16 protein-coding genes are annotated in these 20,011 nt (G+C 59.8%); 10 read left to right on the top strand and 6 right to left on the bottom strand.

Annotation, left to right across the window (positions count from 1 at the left end; translation table 11 throughout):
• The first annotated feature begins 159 nt into the window (after positions 1-159).
• Entirely contained in the window at positions 160-1,590 is a 1,431-nt protein-coding gene (locus J2T60_RS10915; protein WP_253449893.1) for a DUF945 family protein, read from the top strand.
• 201 nt (positions 1,591-1,791) lie between these two features.
• Here the strand turns inward: J2T60_RS10915 and mnmG are convergent, their stop codons facing one another.
• Complete coding sequence (mnmG, locus tag J2T60_RS10910) at positions 1,792-3,690, bottom strand: tRNA uridine-5-carboxymethylaminomethyl(34) synthesis enzyme MnmG (protein WP_253449890.1); 1,899 nt, start codon at positions 3,688-3,690, stop codon at positions 1,792-1,794.
• A 142-nt stretch (positions 3,691-3,832) separates the two neighbouring features.
• Here mnmG and J2T60_RS10905 point away from each other — a divergent pair, with 142 nt between their 5' ends.
• The 4 genes from J2T60_RS10905 to J2T60_RS10890 all read left to right on the top strand — a co-directional run bounded on the left by J2T60_RS10905 (position 3,833) and on the right by J2T60_RS10890 (position 8,416).
• Positions 3,833-5,290: an alpha/beta hydrolase gene (locus J2T60_RS10905; RefSeq protein WP_253449887.1), complete on the top strand. Its 1,458-nt coding sequence runs from the start codon at positions 3,833-3,835 to the stop codon at positions 5,288-5,290.
• Positions 5,291-5,311: 21 nt separating this feature from the next.
• Positions 5,312-6,055 carry an ABC transporter ATP-binding protein gene (locus J2T60_RS10900; protein ID WP_253449883.1) on the top strand — a complete coding sequence of 248 codons (744 nt, stop codon included), beginning with the start codon at positions 5,312-5,314 and terminating at the stop codon, positions 6,053-6,055.
• Positions 6,052-7,221: an ABC transporter permease gene (locus J2T60_RS10895; protein WP_253449881.1), complete on the top strand. Its 1,170-nt coding sequence runs from the start codon at positions 6,052-6,054 to the stop codon at positions 7,219-7,221. The genes J2T60_RS10900 and J2T60_RS10895 overlap by 4 nt, the downstream gene beginning before the upstream one ends.
• 97 nt (positions 7,222-7,318) lie before the next feature.
• Positions 7,319-8,416: a GGDEF domain-containing protein gene (locus J2T60_RS10890; RefSeq protein ID WP_253449878.1), complete on the top strand. Its 1,098-nt coding sequence runs from the start codon at positions 7,319-7,321 to the stop codon at positions 8,414-8,416.
• Between the two features lie 16 nt (positions 8,417-8,432).
• Here J2T60_RS10890 and mnmE read toward each other — a convergent pair whose 3' ends face one another.
• Positions 8,433-9,776: a tRNA uridine-5-carboxymethylaminomethyl(34) synthesis GTPase MnmE gene (gene mnmE / locus J2T60_RS10885; protein WP_253449875.1), complete on the bottom strand. Its 1,344-nt coding sequence runs from the start codon at positions 9,774-9,776 to the stop codon at positions 8,433-8,435.
• A 102-nt stretch (positions 9,777-9,878) separates the two neighbouring features.
• On the opposite strand from mnmE, the gene J2T60_RS10880 reads away from it, so the two are divergent.
• Positions 9,879-10,640 carry an alpha/beta hydrolase family protein gene (locus J2T60_RS10880; RefSeq protein WP_253449872.1) on the top strand — a complete coding sequence of 254 codons (762 nt, stop codon included), beginning with the start codon at positions 9,879-9,881 and terminating at the stop codon, positions 10,638-10,640.
• Between the two features lie 80 nt (positions 10,641-10,720).
• Here J2T60_RS10880 and yidC read toward each other — a convergent pair whose 3' ends face one another.
• From yidC to rpmH, 4 genes are read right to left on the bottom strand one after another with little or no spacing between them, the layout of a single operon-like run.
• A complete protein-coding gene (gene yidC / locus J2T60_RS10875) occupies positions 10,721-12,460 on the bottom strand; it encodes a membrane protein insertase YidC (protein WP_253449869.1) in 1,740 nt (579 codons plus the stop codon).
• Positions 12,408-12,653, bottom strand: a complete 246-nt coding sequence (gene yidD / locus J2T60_RS10870) for a membrane protein insertion efficiency factor YidD (protein WP_253449866.1) — start codon at positions 12,651-12,653, stop codon at positions 12,408-12,410. The genes yidC and yidD overlap by 53 nt, the downstream gene beginning before the upstream one ends.
• A complete protein-coding gene (gene rnpA / locus J2T60_RS10865) occupies positions 12,629-12,997 on the bottom strand; it encodes a ribonuclease P protein component (protein WP_253450834.1) in 369 nt (122 codons plus the stop codon). Before rnpA ends, yidD begins: the two co-directional genes overlap by 25 nt.
• 17 nt (positions 12,998-13,014) lie before the next feature.
• Complete coding sequence (gene rpmH / locus J2T60_RS10860; RefSeq protein ID WP_253449863.1) at positions 13,015-13,149, bottom strand: 50S ribosomal protein L34; 135 nt, start codon at positions 13,147-13,149, stop codon at positions 13,015-13,017.
• Positions 13,150-13,348: 199 nt separating this feature from the next.
• On the opposite strand from rpmH, the gene dnaA reads away from it, so the two are divergent.
• The 4 genes from dnaA (at position 13,349) to gyrB (ending at position 19,928) form a co-directional block, all read left to right on the top strand.
• Positions 13,349-14,683: a chromosomal replication initiator protein DnaA gene (gene dnaA / locus J2T60_RS10855; protein WP_253449860.1), complete on the top strand. Its 1,335-nt coding sequence runs from the start codon at positions 13,349-13,351 to the stop codon at positions 14,681-14,683.
• Between the two features lie 240 nt (positions 14,684-14,923).
• The gene (gene dnaN / locus J2T60_RS10850; RefSeq protein WP_253449858.1) at positions 14,924-16,024 is read left to right on the top strand and encodes a DNA polymerase III subunit beta; all 1,101 of its coding nucleotides are present in this window, start codon (positions 14,924-14,926) and stop codon (positions 16,022-16,024) included.
• Positions 16,025-16,049: 25 nt separating this feature from the next.
• Positions 16,050-17,123: a DNA replication/repair protein RecF gene (recF, locus tag J2T60_RS10845; RefSeq protein ID WP_253449855.1), complete on the top strand. Its 1,074-nt coding sequence runs from the start codon at positions 16,050-16,052 to the stop codon at positions 17,121-17,123.
• A 387-nt stretch (positions 17,124-17,510) separates the two neighbouring features.
• Entirely contained in the window at positions 17,511-19,928 is a 2,418-nt protein-coding gene (gene gyrB / locus J2T60_RS10840) for a DNA topoisomerase (ATP-hydrolyzing) subunit B (protein WP_253449852.1), read from the top strand.
• Positions 19,929-20,011: the final 83 nt, after the last annotated feature.

The following is a 20,011-nucleotide window of genomic DNA, read 5'->3' as shown; positions in this document are numbered from 1 at the left end:
TCAGCATAACAGGGCCTTCAGAAACAGGATATTGGGCCAAGGGTCCTCCCCCAAAACCGGGCAGAGGTGTAAACTGATGGTTTCGGGCTCGTCGCGACGGGTCCGTTTTCACGATCAAGGTGGCCGAATGCCACCGCTAAAAATCTGTTAGGGGGAAAGATGAAATCCAATATGAAGAAATGGCTGGGCGGACTGCTGGTGGTTCTGTTGTTGTTGGTGCTGGTAGCACCTGCTGGGGTCGGCATGATGGCCGAAGGGCGCTACAAGCAGATCTGGCAGGATGCCCTGGATCCGGAACCAGCCATGGATGCAGAGGTTGTAAGCTTCGATCGGGGTTGGTTCAGCTCGAATTCCGAGGTGGCACTGACCTTCTCCGATCCGATGCTGGTGGAGATGTTGACCGAGTTCGGTTGGGCTGAAGCCGACGAGGATGGCAGAGCCACCTTGCTGCTTCAGGAGCGTATTCACCATGGTCCCGTGCCCTTTACCGCGCCGGCACCATTCACCCAACGCTGGAAGCCCGGCTTTGCGACGGTAGACAGCCGTCCCGATGAGAACCTGCCCTTCATTGCCGAACACGGCATCGAGATCAGCAGTACTACCCATTTGGGTCTGATGGGCGGTCTCAGCACCCAGGTCAAGGTGCTGCCCTTTGACTTCCAGGTGGATCTGGACGGTGGTGATCACCTGCGCGTGGTGAGTGACGATGCCATTACCCTGGATGCCCGGGCCAACCGTCAATTGGATCGAGTTCAAGCCCGGCTGCGCGGCGGCGAGCTCAATATGAGCGACGAGGCGGGAGTCCACGTGAGTTTCTCCACCCCCTGGGTGGACGTGAACCAGCGCCGTGGACCGGCAGATCTTTGGCTGGGTGGGGTGGAACTGCGCCTGGCCTCCATGGAAATCCGCTCGCCTCAAGGCGAACCCGCCCGCATGGAAGGCCTGCTCTGGTCCAGCCTGACCGATGAGCGGGGTGATTTGGTGGGGCAGGAACACGAGATTTATCTGGAATCCCTGTCCGTGGAAGGCTTTGAAGCCGGACCGGCGGAAGTGACCTACGATATCTTCAACATCCATCCCCAATCAGCGGCGGATCTTCAGGAAGCCTTTGCCAATATGCCGCAATTCGATCCTGAGAATCCCCAGGCCATGGATGATATGGTCCTGGACCGGATTCGTGAGCCGGTATTGTCGCTGATGGAACATCAGCTTGGGTTGCGCATGGAGGGCCTGGATGTCCATCTACCCGGTGGCAGCATCAAGGGCGAGGGTGTGGTTCAGTTCCGTGACCTGAGCCGTTCCGAGCTCGGCGAGCTGTTCGATCAGGAGGCCTTCCCGCTGCTACTGAATGGCGAAGGCCAGCTCAGTGCCAGCCGCAATCTGGTACGACGCACCATTGCCATGAGCATGATGGGTGGCCTGCCGGATGGCGAGATGGAAGAGGACATGGCCGAGTTGATGGACATGCAGATCGATGCCGCCATCGATGAAGGCATGCTGAGCGAAACCGAGGACGGCGACCTGGAAATCCGGGTGCGGATGGAAGACGGTGTCTTCTCGGTCAATGACAACGAGATGTTCCGCTTCTGATCCCGACCGTCCCCAATTGCGGGACACCTTATATTCGCCTCAAGAAAAAGCCCCGATGCATGCGCATCGGGGCTTTTTTGTCCGTAAGGTGTAAGCTGGCCTCGACTTCGTTCGGGGTGCCTAGGTAGCCCGTTGAGGCAATCCTAAGGGGTATGTATATACCGAAGGCGCATTTTGTTAAGCAACTTTTCCCGAACCTGCTCAGGCCGTATTGCGTAGCTGGCGGCCGCTTTTTCGCTTTTTCAGATGCACCAGCAGGAGGGAAATGGCGGCGGGTGTGACACCCTGAAGCCGGCTGGCCTGACCCAATGTCTGGGGTTTGGCGTCTGTCAGCCGCTGGCACACTTCATTGGACAGGCCACGCACCGCACGGTAGTCCATGTCCTCGGGCAAGGGGGTATCCTCGTGCCGGCGGGCCTTTTCGATTTCAGCTTCCTGGCGCTCGATATAACCGGCGTATTTGAGCTGGGTCTCCACCTGCTCGGCGACCCGGGGGTCCGGAACCGGCGCACCCACCACCGACAGTCCGGTGAGCTTGTGGTAAGTGACCTCGGGACGGCGCAACAACTCGGTGGCATGCTGTTCTTTGGACAGGGCGCCGCCCAGCACATGCTCGGCTTCCTCGACGCTCAGGTCGCCGGGCCGAATCAGGATACCCGCGAGACGCTGCTTCTCGGTTTCCACCGCATCGCGCTTGGACTCGAATGCCGTCCAGCGGGCGTCGTCGATCAGGCCCATTTCCCGGGCGGCCGGTGTCAGGCGCAGATCCGCATTGTCTTCCCGCAGCAACAGGCGATGTTCAGCCCGGCTGGTGAACATGCGATACGGCTCGGAGGCACCCCGCGTGATCAGATCATCCACCAACACCCCGAGATAGGCCTCGTCCCGGCGGGGGCACCAGCTGTCCAGCGCCTGGGCCTGGCGGGCGGCATTCAGACCGGCCAGCAGGCCCTGGGCGCCGGCCTCTTCATAGCCGGTGGTGCCGTTGATCTGGCCGGCAAAATACAAGCCGCCCACGTGCTTGGTTTCCAGGCTGGGCTTGAGGTCGCGGGGGTCGAAGAAATCATATTCGATGGCATAGCCCGGGCGCGTAATATGCGCCTGCTCGAAACCCTTCACCGTGCGCAGAAACTCGATTTGGACTTCATAGGGCAGGCTGGTGGAGATGCCGTTGGGATAGACCTCGTGGGTTTGCAGGCCTTCCGGCTCCACAAAGATCTGGTGGGAATCCTTGTCGGCAAAGCGCTCCACCTTGTCTTCCACCGAGGGGCAATAACGCGGACCCACGCTATCGATGGCCCCGGTAAACATGGGGGACTCATCGAGATGGGCGCGAATGATCTCGTGGGTGCGCGGATTGGTGCGGGCGATCCAGCAGGAACGCTGCTCGGGGTGCTCATCGGCGGAGCCCATGTAGGAAAAGACGGGTGCGGGATCATCCCCCGGCTGTTCTTCCAACTGGCTGAAATCGATGCTGCGACCGTCGATCCGGGGCGGGGTGCCGGTCTTGAGGCGGCCGACCCGGAAGGGACGGGCGCGCAGCTTTTCGGCCAAGGCATTGGAGGGGGCGTCCCCAGCCCGGCCACCGGCACTCTGGGTGCCGCCCACATGGATACGTCCACCCAGGAAGGTGCCCACGGTTAAAACCACGCTGGGCGCCTCGAAGCGCAATCCCATGCTGGTGATCACGCCAGCAACCCGGTCATTCTCAATGATCAGATCATCGACACCCTGCTGGAACAGCGACAGCCCGGGCTGGTTCTCCACCATGGCGCGGATGGCCTGGCGATACAGATTGCGATCGGCCTGGGCGCGTGTGGCGCGGACCGCCGGGCCCTTGCTGGCATTGAGGGTACGAAACTGGATGCCGGCCCGGTCGGTGGCCCGGGCCATAGCCCCGCCCAGGGCATCGATTTCCCGGGTCAGATGGCCCTTGCCGATGCCACCGATGGCGGGATTGCAGGACATCTGGCCAATGGTGTCCAGATTCTGGGTCAGCAGCAGGGTACGCGCACCGGCCCGTGCCGAGGCCAGTGCGGCCTCGGTGCCGGCATGGCCACCACCCACGACGATCACGTCGAATCGATTCTGCTGGGACATTTTCCACCACCTCTTGGCGCCCCCACGCGGCGCGGGGGTCTGTCGACCGAGTTTAACCTTGTTATTATACGGCCCCGAAGGGCCTGCCGGCCAGAATCCATGGATATCATGAAACCATCACAAGCGCGAAGGAGAGGATCCCATGGGGGTCACAGGGATAGTATTGAGTGTGTTCGGCGCCGCCGCCAATGTGCCGGTGCGCCCGGAAGCTGAGCTTGATTTCGAGGAATGCCGTCTGAGCCTGCCCGAGCGGGGCCAGTCCGTCTCTGCCCGCTGCTTTGAGCTGGAGGTCCCGGAGGACTGGGGCAAGCCAGATGGGCGAAAGATCATGCTGAAAGGGGCCTGGGTCCCCGCCAGTAGCAGCGAAGCCAGCGGCGCGCCCCTGCTGATGCTGGCCGGCGGGCCGGGTCAGGCCGCCACCCAGGCCTTCATCCCCCATGTCCGGGCCCTGGGACCGGTGCGCCAAAATCATCCCATTATACTGCTGGACCAGCGGGGTACCGGCCAGTCGAATTCCCTGCAATGCCCCGAAGACGACATCGACCTGGAACCGGACGCGGATACCGCAGTGAACGCCGCAGCCCGCTGTCTGGACGATCTGGAAGCCGATACCCGGCAATACACCACCAGCAATACCGTGCGGGATCTTGAAGCGGTGCGTGAGGCCTTGGCCATGCCGGAATGGCATGTGTACGGCGTGTCTTACGGCAGTCGCCTGGGCCTGGATTACCTGCGGCGTTACCCGGAGGTCATCAAAACCCTGACCGTGGACGGGGTAGTCCCGGCGGATGAAATACTGGGGCCCATGATTGCCCCCTTCGCCCAGCAATCGGTGGACCGGATGATGGCCCGTTGCGAGAATGATTCAGCCTGCCGCGAGGCCTTTCCCGACTTGGCCGAGCACTTTGAGGCTCTGATGGCCGAACTGGCCGAATCGCCGGAAACCGTGGCGCTTCGCCACCCGCGCACCCATGAATCCACGGAAGTAACGCTCAGTCGCGCCAAGGTGGCGCAGGTGGTTCGATTCGCTGCCTATCAGCCGGAATGGTTGGCCCTGATGCCCTTGCTGCTGCATCAGGCGGCCGCCGAGGATGACTGGGGACCTCTGGCGGCTCAGTGGCTCTTGCTCTCGGATTCCATGCAAGACAGCCTGAGTCTCGGGCTGCATTATTCGGTGATCTGCAGCGAAGATGTGCCCTTTGTCGAGGAACGGGGCGATTTGGAACAGCTTGGCGAACCCGGCTTTCTGGGCCAGGATCCCATGCAGATGCTGGAGGGCATCTGCTCGGTCTGGCCACAGGGCGAGATCCCCGACGATTTTCATGAGCCGGTCAGTTCGGACAAGCCCGTATTGCTGCTGTCCGGAGAATTGGACCCGGTGACACCGCCAGCCTGGGGGGATCAAGCCGCCGCCAGCCTGTCCAATGCCCGCCATCTCACCCTCAAGGGCAAGGGGCATAATGTGGTCCACCTGGGCTGCCTGCCGTTCCTGCTCAGGGACTTTCTGGCCGGCACGGAGCCGGACGCACTCGATACCGACTGTCTGGAGAAGATGCGGCCCATGCCCTTCTTTCTGGATTTTTCCGGACCAGCGGCCTGAAGCGGCTAAAAGGGGTAGCACATGATCAAGGCAGAGGGTCTTCGCAAACGCTTCGGCAAGATTGAAGCGGTGCGCGGCGTCAGTCTGGAAGCAGCTGACGGCCAAATCACCGGTCTGCTGGGTCCCAATGGGGCAGGCAAATCCACCAGTCTGCGCATCATCTCCACGGCCATCGGGGCCGATAGCGGGCAAGTCCTGGTAGATGGCCTGGATGTTCGCCACGATCCCCAGCGGGCGCGTCTGGGCATGGGTGTTATGCCCCATGATGCCGGATTGTATCCCCGCCTGACCGGACGCGAGAACATCCGTTATTTTGCCCGTCTCAACGCAGTGCCCAAAGCAGAGATCGAGGCCCGAATCGATCAGCTGAGCGAGCGCCTGGAAATGGGCGAGTTTGTAGATCGACCGGCCAAGGGCTACAGCCAGGGTCAACGGCTCAAGACGGCACTGGCCCGGGCCATGGTGCACAACCCCCGAAACCTGATCCTGGATGAACCCACCAGTGGCCTGGACGTCATGGCCACCCGGGCCTTGCGGGAGCTGATCCGTGATCTGAAAAAGGATGGTTTCTGCATCCTCTTCTCCAGCCACGTGATGCAGGAGGTTGCCGCCCTGTGTGATCGAATCGTGATTATTGCCCACGGTCAGGTGGTGGCCCGGGGCCGACCGCAGGAGCTCAAGGAACAGCTGGGCACGGATGATCTGGAAGAGGCCTTCGTACGGGCCATTGGCCGGGCCGAAGCGGTCCAAGAGGAGGGCTCGTGATCAGAACCTGGATCGTCTATCTCAAGGAATGCCGTGACAACCTGCGTGATCGTCGCACCCTGATGTCGGTGTTGTTGTTCGGGCCGCTATTTGGGCCGGCCATCTTCGCGGTGATCATGAGCACGGCTATCACCATGGGTGCCGAGGAGGCAGAGAAGTCGCTCACCCTGCCGGTTCAGGGCCAGGAATATGCCCCTGAACTGATTGCCTATCTGGAAGAAAACCGACTTGAGGTTAAAGCGTTTGAAGGCGATGCGGAACAGGCGGTGCGGGACCGGGACGAGGACTTCGTGCTGGTGATTAGTGAAGACTATGAGAGGGCGCTGCGGGAAGGCCGCCCGGCGCCGCTGCATTTTTATGCCGACCGCTCCCGGCAACGGCTGAGCGGGCAATTCTCACGGGTACGCAGTGCCATCAATGGCTGGGACCGAACCCTGACCGAACTGCGCCTGATGGCACGCGGTATTGATAGCCGGGTGACTCGGCCGCTGCAACTGCAGGAGGTGGATGTCTCCACCCCCGAGACCCGGGGTCTGATGCTGGCTGCCATGTTGCCCTATTTCATTTTGCTCACGGTATTGATGGGCGGCTTCTATCTGGCCATTGATACCACCGCCGGCGAACGTGAGCGCGGCTCGCTGGAGCCCTTGCTGAGCACCGCGGCCCGCCGTGGCGAAATCCTGCTGGGCAAGTTGCTGGCCACGGCCACCTTCTCGCTGCTGGCTCTGGCTATTGTGATAGGAGCCTTTTCAGTAGCGCTTGGCTTTGTACCCATGGAGACAGTGGGCATGTCATTGTCGCTGAACTGGATGACGGCGGTTCAGATCTTTTTGGCGGTAGCCCCTTTCGCCCTGCTGGGGGCCGCGGTGATGTGCCTGGTTGCCTCATTCACCAAGAGCTACAAGGAGGCGCAGACTTGGCTGTCGGTGGTGATGGTGGTGCCACTAGCCCCCATGATCGTGCATTTTATCCGGCCTTTTGAAGCGACCACGCTGAATCTCGCCATTCCGGTGGTGGGTCAGCATGTGGCGATCCTCGAGCTGCTCGCGGCTGAATCCATTCCGCCCTTGGGAATGGCCATGAACACACTGTCCACCCTGCTCATCAGCGGGATTGTGGCCTGGGTGGCTTGGTTGTTCTATCGCCGGGAAAGCGTACTGGGGTGATTGCCCCAGGGAGGCCCCTTGGTACTCGGCAATGACCGTCGCTGTCACTTTCGACAGCTGACGGCTACACTCGAAGCTGGGGTCAGGGGGGTCGGATATGCTCGAGCTTCACAGGGACCATAAGCAGGCACTCCGTATCCGACGGGTCATGCTCGGCTTGGTGGCCTACCTGATGTGGATGCTGGTAAGCATCTACCTCTACCTCACCAATCTGGTGGATGCCGGGGTGACTTGGCTGGCGGGCTATTTCCTGCTCATGCTGCTGACCAACGCCGTCTTTATTCTCGCCATCCGGCGTGACTGGAATCTGCGCTTCAATGATCCGGGCATGACCCTGGGCCAGATTAGCTTCGGGATTTTCTGGGGCATGGTCCTGCTGGCCCAGACCCTACCTGAAGCCCGCGGCGGGGTATTGCTGGTTTTCGTGACCAGCTTTTTCTTCGGGGTCTTTCGGCTGACCACCCGGCAATTCCTGCTGCTGACTGCCTTTGCCTCGCTGGCCTATGCCGGACTGATTCGTCTGGACTGGTCGGGAATGGACCTGGCCACTCGTCGAACCGAACTCTCCCAGTGGCTGTTTCTCACCATTGTGCTCTTGTGGATGTCCTTCATGGGCGGCTACGTGGCGCGACTGCGGGCCAACCTGCGCGCCGCCATGGGAAGGATCGAGGAATTGGCCAACCGGGATCATCTCACCGGCGCCGGCAATCGGCGGGCCATCACCGGAAGCCTGGATACGGCGATTCAGGCCTGCCGGGATTCCGGGCAGACCCTGTCTGTTCTTTTGCTGGATCTGGATCGCTTTAAGCAGCTCAACGATCAGCATGGCCATCTGACCGGAGATGCCGTTTTGAAGGAGTTTGTTCAGCGAGTCGAATCCGCGCTGAGAGGGCATGATTTCATTGAGAGCGAGGGCGGGGAACGGCTTGGGCGATTTGGCGGCGAAGAATTTCTGGTGGTCTTGCCCAGCACGAATCTGGAGGGGGCCCGGCAGGCGGCTGAACGACTCCGGCAGATGGTGGAGCAGGCCCCCTTCGAAACCGAAGGCGGACCAGTGGAGGTGACCGTGTCCATTGGCTTGAGTGAGTATCGAGCGCACGATGAAGCCGAAACGCTGCTCAAAAGAGCCGACCAGGCCCTCTACCGTGCCAAGGACAAGGGACGCAATCGGGTGGAGATGGAAACTGGCGAATAAGGACCGTCGCTGGAAGCTATTTGCCAATGCAAAAGCTGGAGAAGATTCGACCCAGCAGATCATCGCTGGTGAATTCGCCGGTGATTTCATTCAGAGCTTGCTGGGCCAGGCGCAGCTCTTCGGCCAACAGCTCTCCGGCACGGGTCTCCTGGAGTTCGGCTTGGCCGGCATCCACATGGGCCCGGGCCCGATCAATGGCATCCAGGTGTCGGCGACGGGCCATGAAAAGATCCTCGCCTGAGGGCCGATAGCCCGCCTCCGCCTTGAGCTGCTCAATCAAGGCATCAACCCCCGCACCGGTTTTGGCGGAAATGGCAAAGCCACGACCGCTGGCGCCACGTGGGCCAGGACTTTTGCCGGACAGATCAATCTTGTTATGGACCTGGATCACCGGCAGTTGCGCCGGCAGACCCTGCAATAGCTCATCCACTGGTTCTGGGTCGGTCTCGTCAATCAACAGCAGGATGCAATCGGCCCCATCCATGGCAGCTCGGGCCCGCCTAACCCCTTCCTCTTCGACGGCATCGCCAGCCTGGCGAAGCCCGGCGGTATCGATCAGATGCAGGGGCAGACCATCCAGGTGAACGTATTCCCGCAGCACATCCCGCGTGGTCCCCGGGATATCGGTCACAATGGCGGCATCATGTCCGGCCAGGCGATTCATCAGGCTGGATTTGCCGGCATTGGGGCGGCCGGCCAGCACCAGGGTCAAACCCTCCCGCATCACGCGGCCCTGTTCCGCGCGTTGGCTCAGGGTATCGAAGGCCTCATTGATGGCAGCCAGCTGGCGTTCGATGCGTTCGTCGGAGAGGAAGTCGATTTCTTCCTCGGGAAAATCGATGGCGGCCTCGACGAAAAGGCGCAATTCGATCAGTTGCTCCACCAGGTCGTGCACGGCGGTGGAGAATGCCCCGCTAAGAGAGCGTCCCGCCGCCCGGGCCGCTTGGGCCGAACCGGCATCGATGAGATCGGCTACCGCTTCGGCCTGGGCCAGATCCAGTTTGTCATTGAGAAAAGCGCGTTCAGAGAACTCCCCGGGTCGAGCAGGCCGGGCCCCCAGGGCGATGGTGCGCTGTAGCAGCATATCCATGATCACCGGACCACCATGACCCTGGATTTCCAGTACATCCTCGCCGGTGTAGGAAGCCGGTGCCGGAAAATAGAGCAGCAAACCTTCATCGATGGCCTGGCCATCCGCATCCTGAAAACGAGCAAGCTGGGCGTAACGTGGACGCGGTGGCTTTCCGGTCAGGATTTGCGCCATGACGGTCAGATCCTGGCCTGAAACCCGCACAATCCCGACCCCACCCCGCCCGGGTGGGGTCGCTACGGCGGCAATAATGTCTTCGCTTGGATTCATAATGCTAGTGTAAACCATTCAGTATGGCGGCTTGTCGGGGATTACAACAAAGGCCGGGCCAGATCGTCAGCTCAATACGATTCATCTAAACGAGGCATTTTCATGGGATCCAAGGCGTTCCAATTCAAAGGCGGAGAAGGGCAACAGCTGTCTGGGGTTCTGGAAGAACCGGAAGGTTTGGCGCGGGGTTGGGCCATCTTTGCCCATTGCTTTACCTGCACCCGGGATTCCAAGGGGGCCGTGGCGGTCAGCCGTGCCCTGGCCAGCCGGGGCATCGGGGTGCTGCGCTTCGACTTTACCGGACTGGGTGAGAGTGAAGGGGACTTCGGGGCCGCCGGCATCGGTGGCGATATCCGGGACCTCAAGGCGGCCGCAGGCGCGCTGGAGGATGTGGATATTGCCGTGGACCTGATGGTGGGCCATTCCCTGGGCGGGGCGGCGGTACTGCACGCCGCGGGGGAGATTGACTCAGTCCGGGCGATTGCCACCATCGCCGCACCCGCAGATCCGGCTCATATTCTGCGGGTACTGGGTGAGCAGCGGGCCACCATTGAAAAAGACGGCAAGGCGGAGGTTCGGATCGCCGGGCGACGGTTCACCATCAGCCGGGGCTTTGTCGAGGACATGGAGTCCCGGGCCTGGGAAGACACCATCGCTGGGCTGCGACGGCCCTTGATGGTGATGCATGCGCCGGAAGACGAGGTGGTGGGAATCGAAAACGCGGGCCTGATCTTCCAGGCCGCCCTCCATCCCAAGAGCTTCCTGTCGTTGGATGCGGCTGACCATCTGCTCACCCGGCGCAAGGATGCAGAATGGGTCGCGGAGATCATCGCCGGCTGGGCGAGTCGCTATCTTCCAGACTGAATCAGAGCCGAATAATGAAACGAAAAAGCCCACAGGCGTCTTGCGCCTGTGGGCTTTTTCGTTCAGCTTTCCGGCCGGCGCTAGTTTTCCTCGCCCCGCTCAATCACCCGATTGATCTTCCACTGCTGGGCGGCGGTCAGCACGGTATTCACCACCCAGTAGAGCAGCAGACCCGCTGGCATGAAGATGCCGATGCCCACCAGCATAAGCGGCATGAACATGAACATCTTGCGCATCATTGGGTCGGGCGGCGGCGGCTGCATCTTGAATTGGCCGAACATGGCCAGCCCCATCAACACCGGCAGGATGTAGAAGGGATCCGGTGAAGACAGATCATGGATCCACAATGCCCAGGGGGCATGACGCAGCTCCGCAGATTCCAGCAGGACCCAGTACAAGGCGATGAACACCGGGATCTGAACCAGGATGGGGAGGCAGCCTGCCGCGGGGTTGATCTTCTCCCGCTTGTAGAGCTCCATCATGGCCTGGTTCATCTTCTGCTTGTCATCCTTGTAACGCTCACGGATGGTCTGCATGCGCGGTTGCAGCTTGCGCATCTTGGCCATGGAGCGACCGCTGGTCTCGGCCAGCTTGTAGAAGACCAGCTTGATGCCGATGGTGAGCAGAATGATGGCCCAACCCCAGTTGCCCACCACCATATGAATCCAGCTCAACACCACGAACAGGGGCTGGGCAATGATCCAGAGGATCCCATAGTCAACTACCCGTTCCAGATCAGGGGCGGCTTCACGCAATTCGCGCTGAATCTTTGGGCCCAGATAGAGTGATTGCTCAAAGGCCAGGCTCTCACCCGGCTCCACGGTCTGGCCACGCTGGTCGGCCATGCCGATTAGATAACGGTCAGCACCCCGGTGGCGGGTGTAATAGCGAAGCGCCCGTTCCTGGTCGGTGGGAATCAGGGCAGCAACAAAATAATGCTCCACCATGGCCGCCCAGCCACCGTCCACGTTTAGCTGCAGGTTCTGCTCGGCAAGATCGGAGAAGCTCAGGCGTTGGTAGCTTTCGGTGTCATGGTAGGCCGGCCCATTATGGGTAAAGGTAGCCGGATTGAACATGGAACGCGAAATCTGGGGATCGTTTCGTTCGATCTGGATATAACTACCGCCGCGCCAGGCCTGCTCACCATTGTTTTCCAGGCGTTGACTAACGATGACCTTGTAGCTGTCGGGCAGAAAATAGAAAGTTCGCGCCAGGGAGAGCCCATCCGGCCCGTCCCAGACCAGGCGCACGGCGCGACCAGCATCCTCGCTCTCGGCAACTTCTTCCCGCTCGGTATTAATCGACCAAGTGGCATCATGGCGAAAATCGATGGTGCGAGGAATCTCGGTAGCATCCTGTCCGGCAATTAGACCGGGCTGGATGACAAACAGTCGATCCGGCCGATCATCCAGCAGGCGAACCGGTTCGGGTTGCTCCAGTTCCTGCTTGTACTGGAGAAGGTCCAGACGCTTGAGTTCCCCCGCCGCCGTATTGATCTGGGCTTCAATACTGCCTGTGCGTACGGTTACGGTTTCTCCGCTGGGCCGGTCGGGCAGCGTATCCACGGCCGGCGCATCGGCCTCTTCGTCCAGTTCAGGACGGGGCGCATCGGGATCATCATCGGGCCGGGGTACATCATCATCCGCGATCTGCAGTTCCTCGCCGGCCGGGTCAACTGTCTCCGGCGTTTCATCGAAATGACGGTTCCATTCCATCCAGGTCCAAAAACCCAGAACGACGAGGGCGAGTAAAAGAAAGAAACGTTGATTATCCATGGCGATGATGTCGGCAACGGTGGTGGACGGGCGGAACAGGGTCATACCCGCCGTCGGAAAAAGGATGGCAACGGAGGACGCGGCGCAATGACAGCCAGACGCCTTTCAATGCGCCGTGGCTCTGGACCGCTTCCATGGCATATTCCGAACAACTGGGATGAAAACGGCAGCACTGCCCGAACAGGGGACTGATCAGGGCCCGGTAGCACCGAATTAGGAAGATGGCGAAGGCGCGCATTGCTTTCTCAGCCGCTGCCAGTGTCGACTCAGACTTGCCAGCAAGTCGGCGTTACTCGCCTGGCTTGCGGCAGGCCGGCTCATAACCACCAGATCCAGCCCTTCCAGCCGTTCCTGATGGTGGCGAAAACTTTCCCTTGCCAGCCGTTTCAGGCGATTGCGCTGAACGGCGTTTCCGGCGTGCTTGCGGGCAATGGCCATGCCCAGTCTCCCGCAGCACTGACCGTTTGGGCGAGCCAGTATCGTGAAAAAGCGGTCTTTCGACCGCTTTCCCCGGCGGAATACCCGCCTGTAATCCTCGGCCCGCGTCAGGCGCAGCTGGGGCGGGAAACCCCTGTCCCCCATGGCGCCCATCAGCGACCTCAGGGTGTCAGACGAGCGCGGCCCTTGGCGCGGCGAGCCTTGAGGACCTTACGTCCACCTTTGGTGGCCATGCGGGCACGGAAACCATGGGTGCGCTTGCGGCGCAGATTACTGGGCTGAAATGTTCTCTTCATGACGCTGGATCCTGAGTTTTCCGTGATCGCGCGTTGTTCGCGGCGCTTTGAGGAAGCCGCGAAGTGTACCTCGATGGCAAAGGCATGTCAAGGGCTCGAGCCTGTGGATAACTCGGCCCAAGGGGTATAGACTGCAGGCTTCGCTGGAAAAGCGACGGCCATTTTCCTATCCCGAATTCAACGTTTTTTGGAGTCATTGGTGAGCGACGCGCTGTGGCAACGCTGTCTTGACCGTCTTGGGCGAGATCTTACGGAACAGGAGTTGAATACCTGGATTCGACCGCTGCAGGTCAAAGCCGATGAACAGGCGCTGCGACTGATGGCCCCCAACCGCTTCGTGCGGGATTGGGTCCGGGATCAATTCCTGCGGCTTATCCAAGAGGTGGTGGAAGAGGTCTCCGCCGACCCCATTCCGGAGGTCCATCTTGAGATCGGCAGTGCCGGGCTCAAGCCACGTCGCAGCCCCAGCGCGGAACCCGCAGAACGGCGGCAACAAGCACCCGAAGCCCGACTGGGCAGCCGCCTGGTGCCGGACCACACCTTCGAGAACTTCATTGAGGGGAAATCCAATCAGTTGGCGCGTGCCGCCGCCCGCCAAGTAGCCGAGAATCCAGGGCAGGCCTACAACCCGCTGTTCATCTATGGGGGCGTTGGCCTGGGCAAGACCCACCTCATGCATGCGGTGGCCAACCGGATGCTGGAAAGCAACCCAAAGGCCCGAATTGCCTATGTGCATTCCGAGCGCTTTGTGGGCGATATGGTCAAAGCGCTGCAGCACAACACAATTAACGATTTCAAACGGCTTTATCGTGGCCTCAACGCCCTGATGATTGATGACATCCAGTTTTTTGCTGGCAAGGAACGGTCCCAGGAAGAGTTTTTCCACACCTTCAATGCCTTGCTGGAAGGTCAGCAGCAGGTCATTCTGACCTGTGATCGTTACCCGAAGGAGGTCAATGGCCTGGAAGAGCGGCTCAAGAGCCGTTTTGGCTGGGGCCTGACGGTGGCAATTGAACCTCCTGAGCTCGAGACCAGCGTGGCCATTCTGATTCGCAAGGCGGCTCAGGACGGCGTCCAGCTTCCCGATGAGGTAGCCTTTTTCATCGCCCAGCGGATCCGTTCCAATGTGCGGGAGCTTGAAGGCGCACTGCGGCGTGTAATCGCCAATAGCCGCTTCACCGGCCAGCCCATCACCATGGATTTCACCAAGGAAGCATTAAGAGACCTATTGGCACTGCACGAAAAACTCGTCACCATCGACAATATTCAGAAGACTGTGGCCAATTATTTCAAGATGGGAATCAAGGATCTGCTCGGCAAACGGCGCAGCCGCTCCATTACCCGACCACGACAGATTGCCATGGCTCTGGCCAAGGAGCTGACCAATCACAGCCTGCCCGAGATTGGTGAGGAATTTGGGGGTCGCGACCACACCACGGTGCTGCATGCTTGCCGCAAGGTGAAGGAACTTCGGGAGACCGATACACGGATCGATGATGATTATCAGAACCTGTTAAGAACCCTCACTACATGATGTGGGCAGGCTGTGGATAAAACGGTGGACGAAAATTCATCCCATTTTATCCACAGGACGTCCCAAGGACTTCAGCCAATGGTCCATAGGCAAAAGCAAACAAAAAACGATTATAAGGCTCTGAAAAATAAAGATCTTTTTTTTCGGTCCACAGACTTGTTCTTAGCTAGTAGTAATAACAGTATTTTAAATTCACTTAATTAATTAAATATTAATCCAGTGGACAACCAGGGTGGTGACATGAAATTCGAGCTTAATCGGGATCAGTTACTCAAGCCGGTTCAATCGGTCAGCGGGGTCGTAGAGAAACGCCAAACCATGCCGGTGTTGGCCAATATTCAGATTACGGCCGAGGACGGCCGGCTAACCTTCACGGGTACGGACCTGGAAGTGGAGCTGGTGGCGGAAGGGCTGGCGGAGGTGGCCAGTCCCGGCGAGGTGACCGTACCGGGCCGAAAATTGCTGGATATCTGCAAGGCCTTGCCGGAAGGTGCGGACATCGTGGTGGAGCTCAAGGGCGAACGGGTCGTGATTCGATCCGGCAAAAGCCGCTTTACCCTGTCCACCTTGCCGGCAGCGGAATTCCCAGTGGTCGAAGATATTCAGGTTCAACGTCGTTTCGAGATTCCCCAGGGCATGCTTCGTGACCTGGTGGAGAATACCCAGTTCTCCATGGCCCAGCAGGACGTTCGCTACTATCTCAATGGCCTGCTGCTGGAAGTGAGTGACAATCGCTTGCGGGCGGTAGCCACCGATGGTCACCGGCTGGCGCTGTGCGAACGAGAAGTCGAGCTCTCGGATGTGGGCACCCATCAGGTGATTCTGCCCCGAAAAGGGGTGCTGGAGTTGCAGAAGCTGTTGTCGGATGGGGATACACCCGTGGAAGTGGCCCTGGGGGCCAATCATCTCCAGGTCCGAGTGGAAGGTTTGCAGTTCACCTCCAAGCTGATCGACGGTCGCTTCCCCGATTACGAAAGGGTGATTCCCCGGACGGGCGAGAAGGTCGTCGAGGCGAACCGTCTGCGGCTGCGGGAATCGTTGCAGCGGGCATCGATTCTTTCCAATGAAAAGTACCGAGGGGTTCGCCTGGAGCTAATCCCCAACGGTTTCAAAATCCAGGCGCATAATCCGGAGCAAGAAGAGGCCGAGGAAGAACTGGATGTGGTGTTTGAAGGGGAAGGCATGGAGATTGGCTTCAATGTGAACTACCTGCTGGACGCCCTCGCCGCACTGGATTGCGAGACAGTCCGCATGGATCTGATTGATTCTAATAATAGCTGTCTAATTCGCGACCCGGGTCGGGAAGACTGTAAATACGTTGTAATGCCGATGCGCCTGTAAGCCGGGCCGATCAAATGGACACACCATGACATTGAGTCGTTTGCGGGTCCGGGACTTCCGTTGTTTCGAACAGCTGGATTGGGAACCCGGGCCGCGTTGGACACTGATCAGCGGGGAGAACGCCTCGGGCAAGACCAGCTTGCTCGAGGCGATTTTCTTTATGGGTCGCGGCCGTTCCTTTCGGACCGCGAGGGCGGAGCGGATCATCCGGATGGGGCAGACGGGGTTCGAGTTGGTGGGTGATATCCAGGCGGATCGGGCCCATCGTCTCGGTGTGCGCCGGGAGAAGCGCAAAGCCCGCTGGCGCCTGGACGGTGCGGATCTGAATCGGATGACCGAGATCGTCAGCCTGTTTCCCGTGCTGTCCATCGATACCAGCGCCCAGAGTATGGTGGAAGGCGGTCCGGAGTACCGACGCCGTTTCTTGGATTGGGGGCTGTTCCACGTGGAACCTTCTTTTCTGAGTGCCTGGCGGCGGTATCGCCAAGCGCTTTCCCAACGGAACGGGGCCCTTCGAACGGGTGCCAAGGAAGCGTTTCTAAAGACCTGGGATGAGGCGGTCGCCAGCCACGGTGAGGCCCTGGACCATTTTCGCCGGGCGCAGGTCCAGCGTCTCAACGGTTGTTTCTCCGAAATGGTGCAACTGGGGCTTGGGGTGGGGCAGGCCAGTCTCGAGTATCAAGCTGGTTGGCGCCAGGATGCTTCACTGTCGGATTTACTTAGTGAGAATCACGAGAACGAGCGAAAGATGGGCCATACCCTGTATGGCCCCCACCGAGCGGAGTTGGTCCTGCGGGTGGATGGCGTCCCAGCACGTGAGCGGGTGTCCCGTGGCCAGCAGAAGATGCTGGCGGCCTGTCTGTTGCTGGCGGGGGCGCAGGTGTTTGAATCCGAGCGGGGTCGGGGGGTCGTGGCGCTGGTGGATGATCTGCCCTCTGAGCTGGACAACTTTCACGCGGAGCGGCTAGCACGGCTGCTGGGGCGCTTGCGTGGCCAGTGCTTTATCACCGGCATCGAGCGTGGGCGGTTATCGGGCCTGGCTCCCAGCGATAGCCGCCTGTTCCACGTGGAACAAGGGCAGCTACATCCCGCCGACTAGTGAATTTACGTGATTGTCCCACCATCGCTCTTTGATTTCCCCATGTAGCGCCTGATCGCTAATTTTCCCGGAAGTAGACCCAGGCATTCCTAATCAGTCGGATCCATTCGGTCGAGATAACCCTGAATTACGCTACAGCTCTACCGACTGGGCGTTTTGCGGACGATACCGCTTTCCCCCCAGTCTGACCACTCACCTCGGCAACTCCAACGAAGCCTGCTCCCCCAACCACTGCTTTAATTCAGGAAGATCGAGTGCAGGATGTGGGAGTCGAATCGACGGCTTAGAAGAGGACGTTCCACGTGGAACGCTGCTAGCCATTAAAAACCTGCCGGGCCGGGCTCTAGACTGGTATACTGGCGCATTTAACCGGTAGTGGGCTGACCTATGGCGAACGCGCCGACTTACGACTCAAGCAACATCAAGGTCCTGAAGGGACTGGAAGCCGTCCGCAAGCGACCCGGCATGTACATCGGGGACACCGATGATGGCACCGGCCTGCATCACATGGTCTTCGAAGTGGTGGATAACTCCATCGACGAGGCCCTGGCCGGACACTGCAAAGAGATTACCGTCGAGATCCATGCCGATGAATCCATCACGGTCCGCGACGACGGACGGGGGATTCCGGTGGACTGGCATGAAACCGAAGGCCGACCAGCGGCTGAAGTGATCATGACCGTCCTGCATGCTGGCGGGAAATTCGACGATAACTCCTACAAGGTTTCCGGTGGCCTGCATGGGGTCGGGGTGTCGGTGGTCAATGCCCTGTCTGAATCCCTGCGCCTTCGGATTCAGAGGGAGGGCCGTCTCTGGGAGCAGACTTACCGCGAGGGTGAACCTCAGACCACGTTGGAGGACAAGGGACCGACCGAAAAAACCGGGACCGAGATCCGCTTCAAGCCCAGCGCCGAAGTCTTTACCGAGATCGAATTTCATTACGATCTCCTGGCCAAGCGCCTGCGCGAGCTCTCCTTCCTCAATAGTGGGGTCCGGATTGTGCTTCGGGACGAGCGCTCCGAAAAGGAGGACGTCTTCGAATACCAGGGTGGGATCCGCGCTTTTGTCGAACATCTCAACCGCAACAAGACACCGCTGCATGAACAGCCTTTCTATTTCGTTGCTGAGCGAGATGATGTCACTGTCGAGTTGGCCATGCAGTGGAATGATTCCTTCCAGGAGAACGTCTTTTGCTTTACCAACACCATCCCCCAGCGGGATGGCGGCACCCACCTGGCGGGTTTCCGCGGCTCTCTGACCCGTACCCTGAACAGCTATATCGAGTCCGAAGGGCTGGCCAAGCGGGAGAAGGTCTCCACCACAGGTGACGACGCCCGCGAGGGGCTGACCGCTGTGCTGTCGGTCAAGCTGCCAGACCCCAAGTTTTCGTCCCAGACCAAGGACAAGCTGGTCTCATCGGACGTGAAGGGCGTGGTAGAAAGCCTGATGTCCGAGCATCTCAATGATTTCCTGTTGGAATACCCCCAGGAAGCCAAGGCCATCTGCGGCAAGGTGATCGACGCGGCCCGCGCCCGGGAAGCGGCCAGAAAGGCGCGCGAAATGACCCGCCGCAAGGGGGCGCTGGATGTCGCCGGTTTACCCGGGAAGCTGGCGGATTGCCAGGAGCGGGATCCCACCAAATCCGAGATCTTTATTGTCGAGGGTGATTCCGCCGGCGGTTCTGCCAAGCAAGGGCGTGATCGAAAAAGCCAGGCCATTTTGCCGCTCAAGGGCAAGATCCTGAATGTCGAAAAGGCCCGTTTCGACAAGATGCTTTCCTCCGTGGAGGTGGGCACCCTGATCACCGCCCTGGGTTGCGGGATCGGGAAGGAGGAGTTTGATCCGGACAAGCTCCGTTATCATCGCATCATCATCATGACGGATGCCGATGTAGACGGCTCTCATATTCGAACCCTGCTGCTGACCTTCTTCTACCGTCAGATGCCGGAGTTGATTGAACGCGGCCATGTCTATATCGCGCAGCCGCCGCTGTACAAGATCAAGCGCGGCAAACAGGAAGTTTATTTGAAGGATGATGCAGAACTTGACGCCTATCTCCTTCGAACTGCCCTCGAAAAGGCGGAACTTCACGTGAGTGGTGAGAGTCCGGCCATCAGTCCGGCGGCCTTGGCGGAGTTGGCCGAAGCCTATATGGGGGTTCATGCCCTTATCCATCGCCGTGCCCGCCGCTACGATGAAAACGTCTTGCGCCGCATGGTCTATCTGCCTAGCGTCACCGCGGAACGGTTTCAGGATACGGCTTGGATGGAGGAATGGCGGACTCAACTGGAAACGGCGATCCAGGCCCGGGAGGAGGGCAGTCGCTATCGCATCGAGCTGGCCCATGACGCCGATACCGGCGCGGTGGATGCGATTCGTGTTCTGCGTACCCATCACGGCATCACTTCGGAAAAGACCATTCAGCGGGAATTCTTTGAGTCTGCCGATTACCAAGCCATTGCCGAGCTGGGTGAGCGGATGCAAGGATTGCTGGAGCCGGGGGCTTATGTGGCCCGTGGCGAACGTCGCCAGGAGATCCAGGATTTCTCGGAGGCCATTGAATGGCTGTTGGAAGAATCCAAGCGGGGTCAGCAGATTCAGCGCTACAAGGGGCTGGGTGAGATGAACCCGGATCAGCTCTGGGAGACGACAATGGACGAGCACAATCGGCGTATGCTCCAGGTTCGGATCGAGGATGCGGTGGCGGCGGACGAGATCTTTACCACCCTCATGGGCGACCATGTGGAGCCGCGACGGGATTTCATCGAGAAGCATGCCCTGGATGTGGCGAATCTCGATATCTGATGGCTTCACCCATGCAAGCGATTGAAGAAAGCCCGGCCATGGTCGGGCTTTTTTTATTTCCATCGAAGACTCGGATAAGAAAA

It is taken from the genome of Natronospira proteinivora (assembly GCF_024170465.1).
Taxonomy (GTDB): domain Bacteria; phylum Pseudomonadota; class Gammaproteobacteria; order Natronospirales; family Natronospiraceae; genus Natronospira; species Natronospira proteinivora.
The sequence above is the reverse complement of the archived record's forward strand: the minus strand, read 5'-3'. Positions and strand labels throughout refer to the sequence as shown.

Excerpts from the sequence above, each read along its gene's own strand:
- gyrB (WP_253449852.1), top strand. The coding sequence starts at position 17,511 with ATGGCGAACGCGCCGACTTACGACTCAAGCAACATCAAGGTCCTGAAG.
- rnpA (WP_253450834.1), bottom strand. The coding sequence starts at position 12,997 with ATGGGGGACAGGGGTTTCCCGCCCCAGCTGCGCCTGACGCGGGCCGAG.
- J2T60_RS10890 (WP_253449878.1), top strand. The coding sequence starts at position 7,319 with ATGCTCGAGCTTCACAGGGACCATAAGCAGGCACTCCGTATCCGACGG.
- rpmH (WP_253449863.1), bottom strand. The coding sequence starts at position 13,149 with ATGAAGAGAACATTTCAGCCCAGTAATCTGCGCCGCAAGCGCACCCAT.
- mnmE (WP_253449875.1), bottom strand. The coding sequence starts at position 9,776 with ATGAATCCAAGCGAAGACATTATTGCCGCCGTAGCGACCCCACCCGGG.
- mnmG (WP_253449890.1), bottom strand. The coding sequence starts at position 3,690 with ATGTCCCAGCAGAATCGATTCGACGTGATCGTCGTGGGTGGTGGCCAT.
- yidD (WP_253449866.1), bottom strand. The coding sequence starts at position 12,653 with ATGCGCGCCTTCGCCATCTTCCTAATTCGGTGCTACCGGGCCCTGATC.
- J2T60_RS10915 (WP_253449893.1), top strand. The coding sequence starts at position 160 with ATGAAATCCAATATGAAGAAATGGCTGGGCGGACTGCTGGTGGTTCTG.
- yidC (WP_253449869.1), bottom strand. The coding sequence starts at position 12,460 with ATGACCCTGTTCCGCCCGTCCACCACCGTTGCCGACATCATCGCCATG.
- J2T60_RS10905 (WP_253449887.1), top strand. The coding sequence starts at position 3,833 with ATGGGGGTCACAGGGATAGTATTGAGTGTGTTCGGCGCCGCCGCCAAT.
- J2T60_RS10900 (WP_253449883.1), top strand. The coding sequence starts at position 5,312 with ATGATCAAGGCAGAGGGTCTTCGCAAACGCTTCGGCAAGATTGAAGCG.
- J2T60_RS10880 (WP_253449872.1), top strand. The coding sequence starts at position 9,879 with ATGGGATCCAAGGCGTTCCAATTCAAAGGCGGAGAAGGGCAACAGCTG.
- dnaN (WP_253449858.1), top strand. The coding sequence starts at position 14,924 with ATGAAATTCGAGCTTAATCGGGATCAGTTACTCAAGCCGGTTCAATCG.
- recF (WP_253449855.1), top strand. The coding sequence starts at position 16,050 with ATGACATTGAGTCGTTTGCGGGTCCGGGACTTCCGTTGTTTCGAACAG.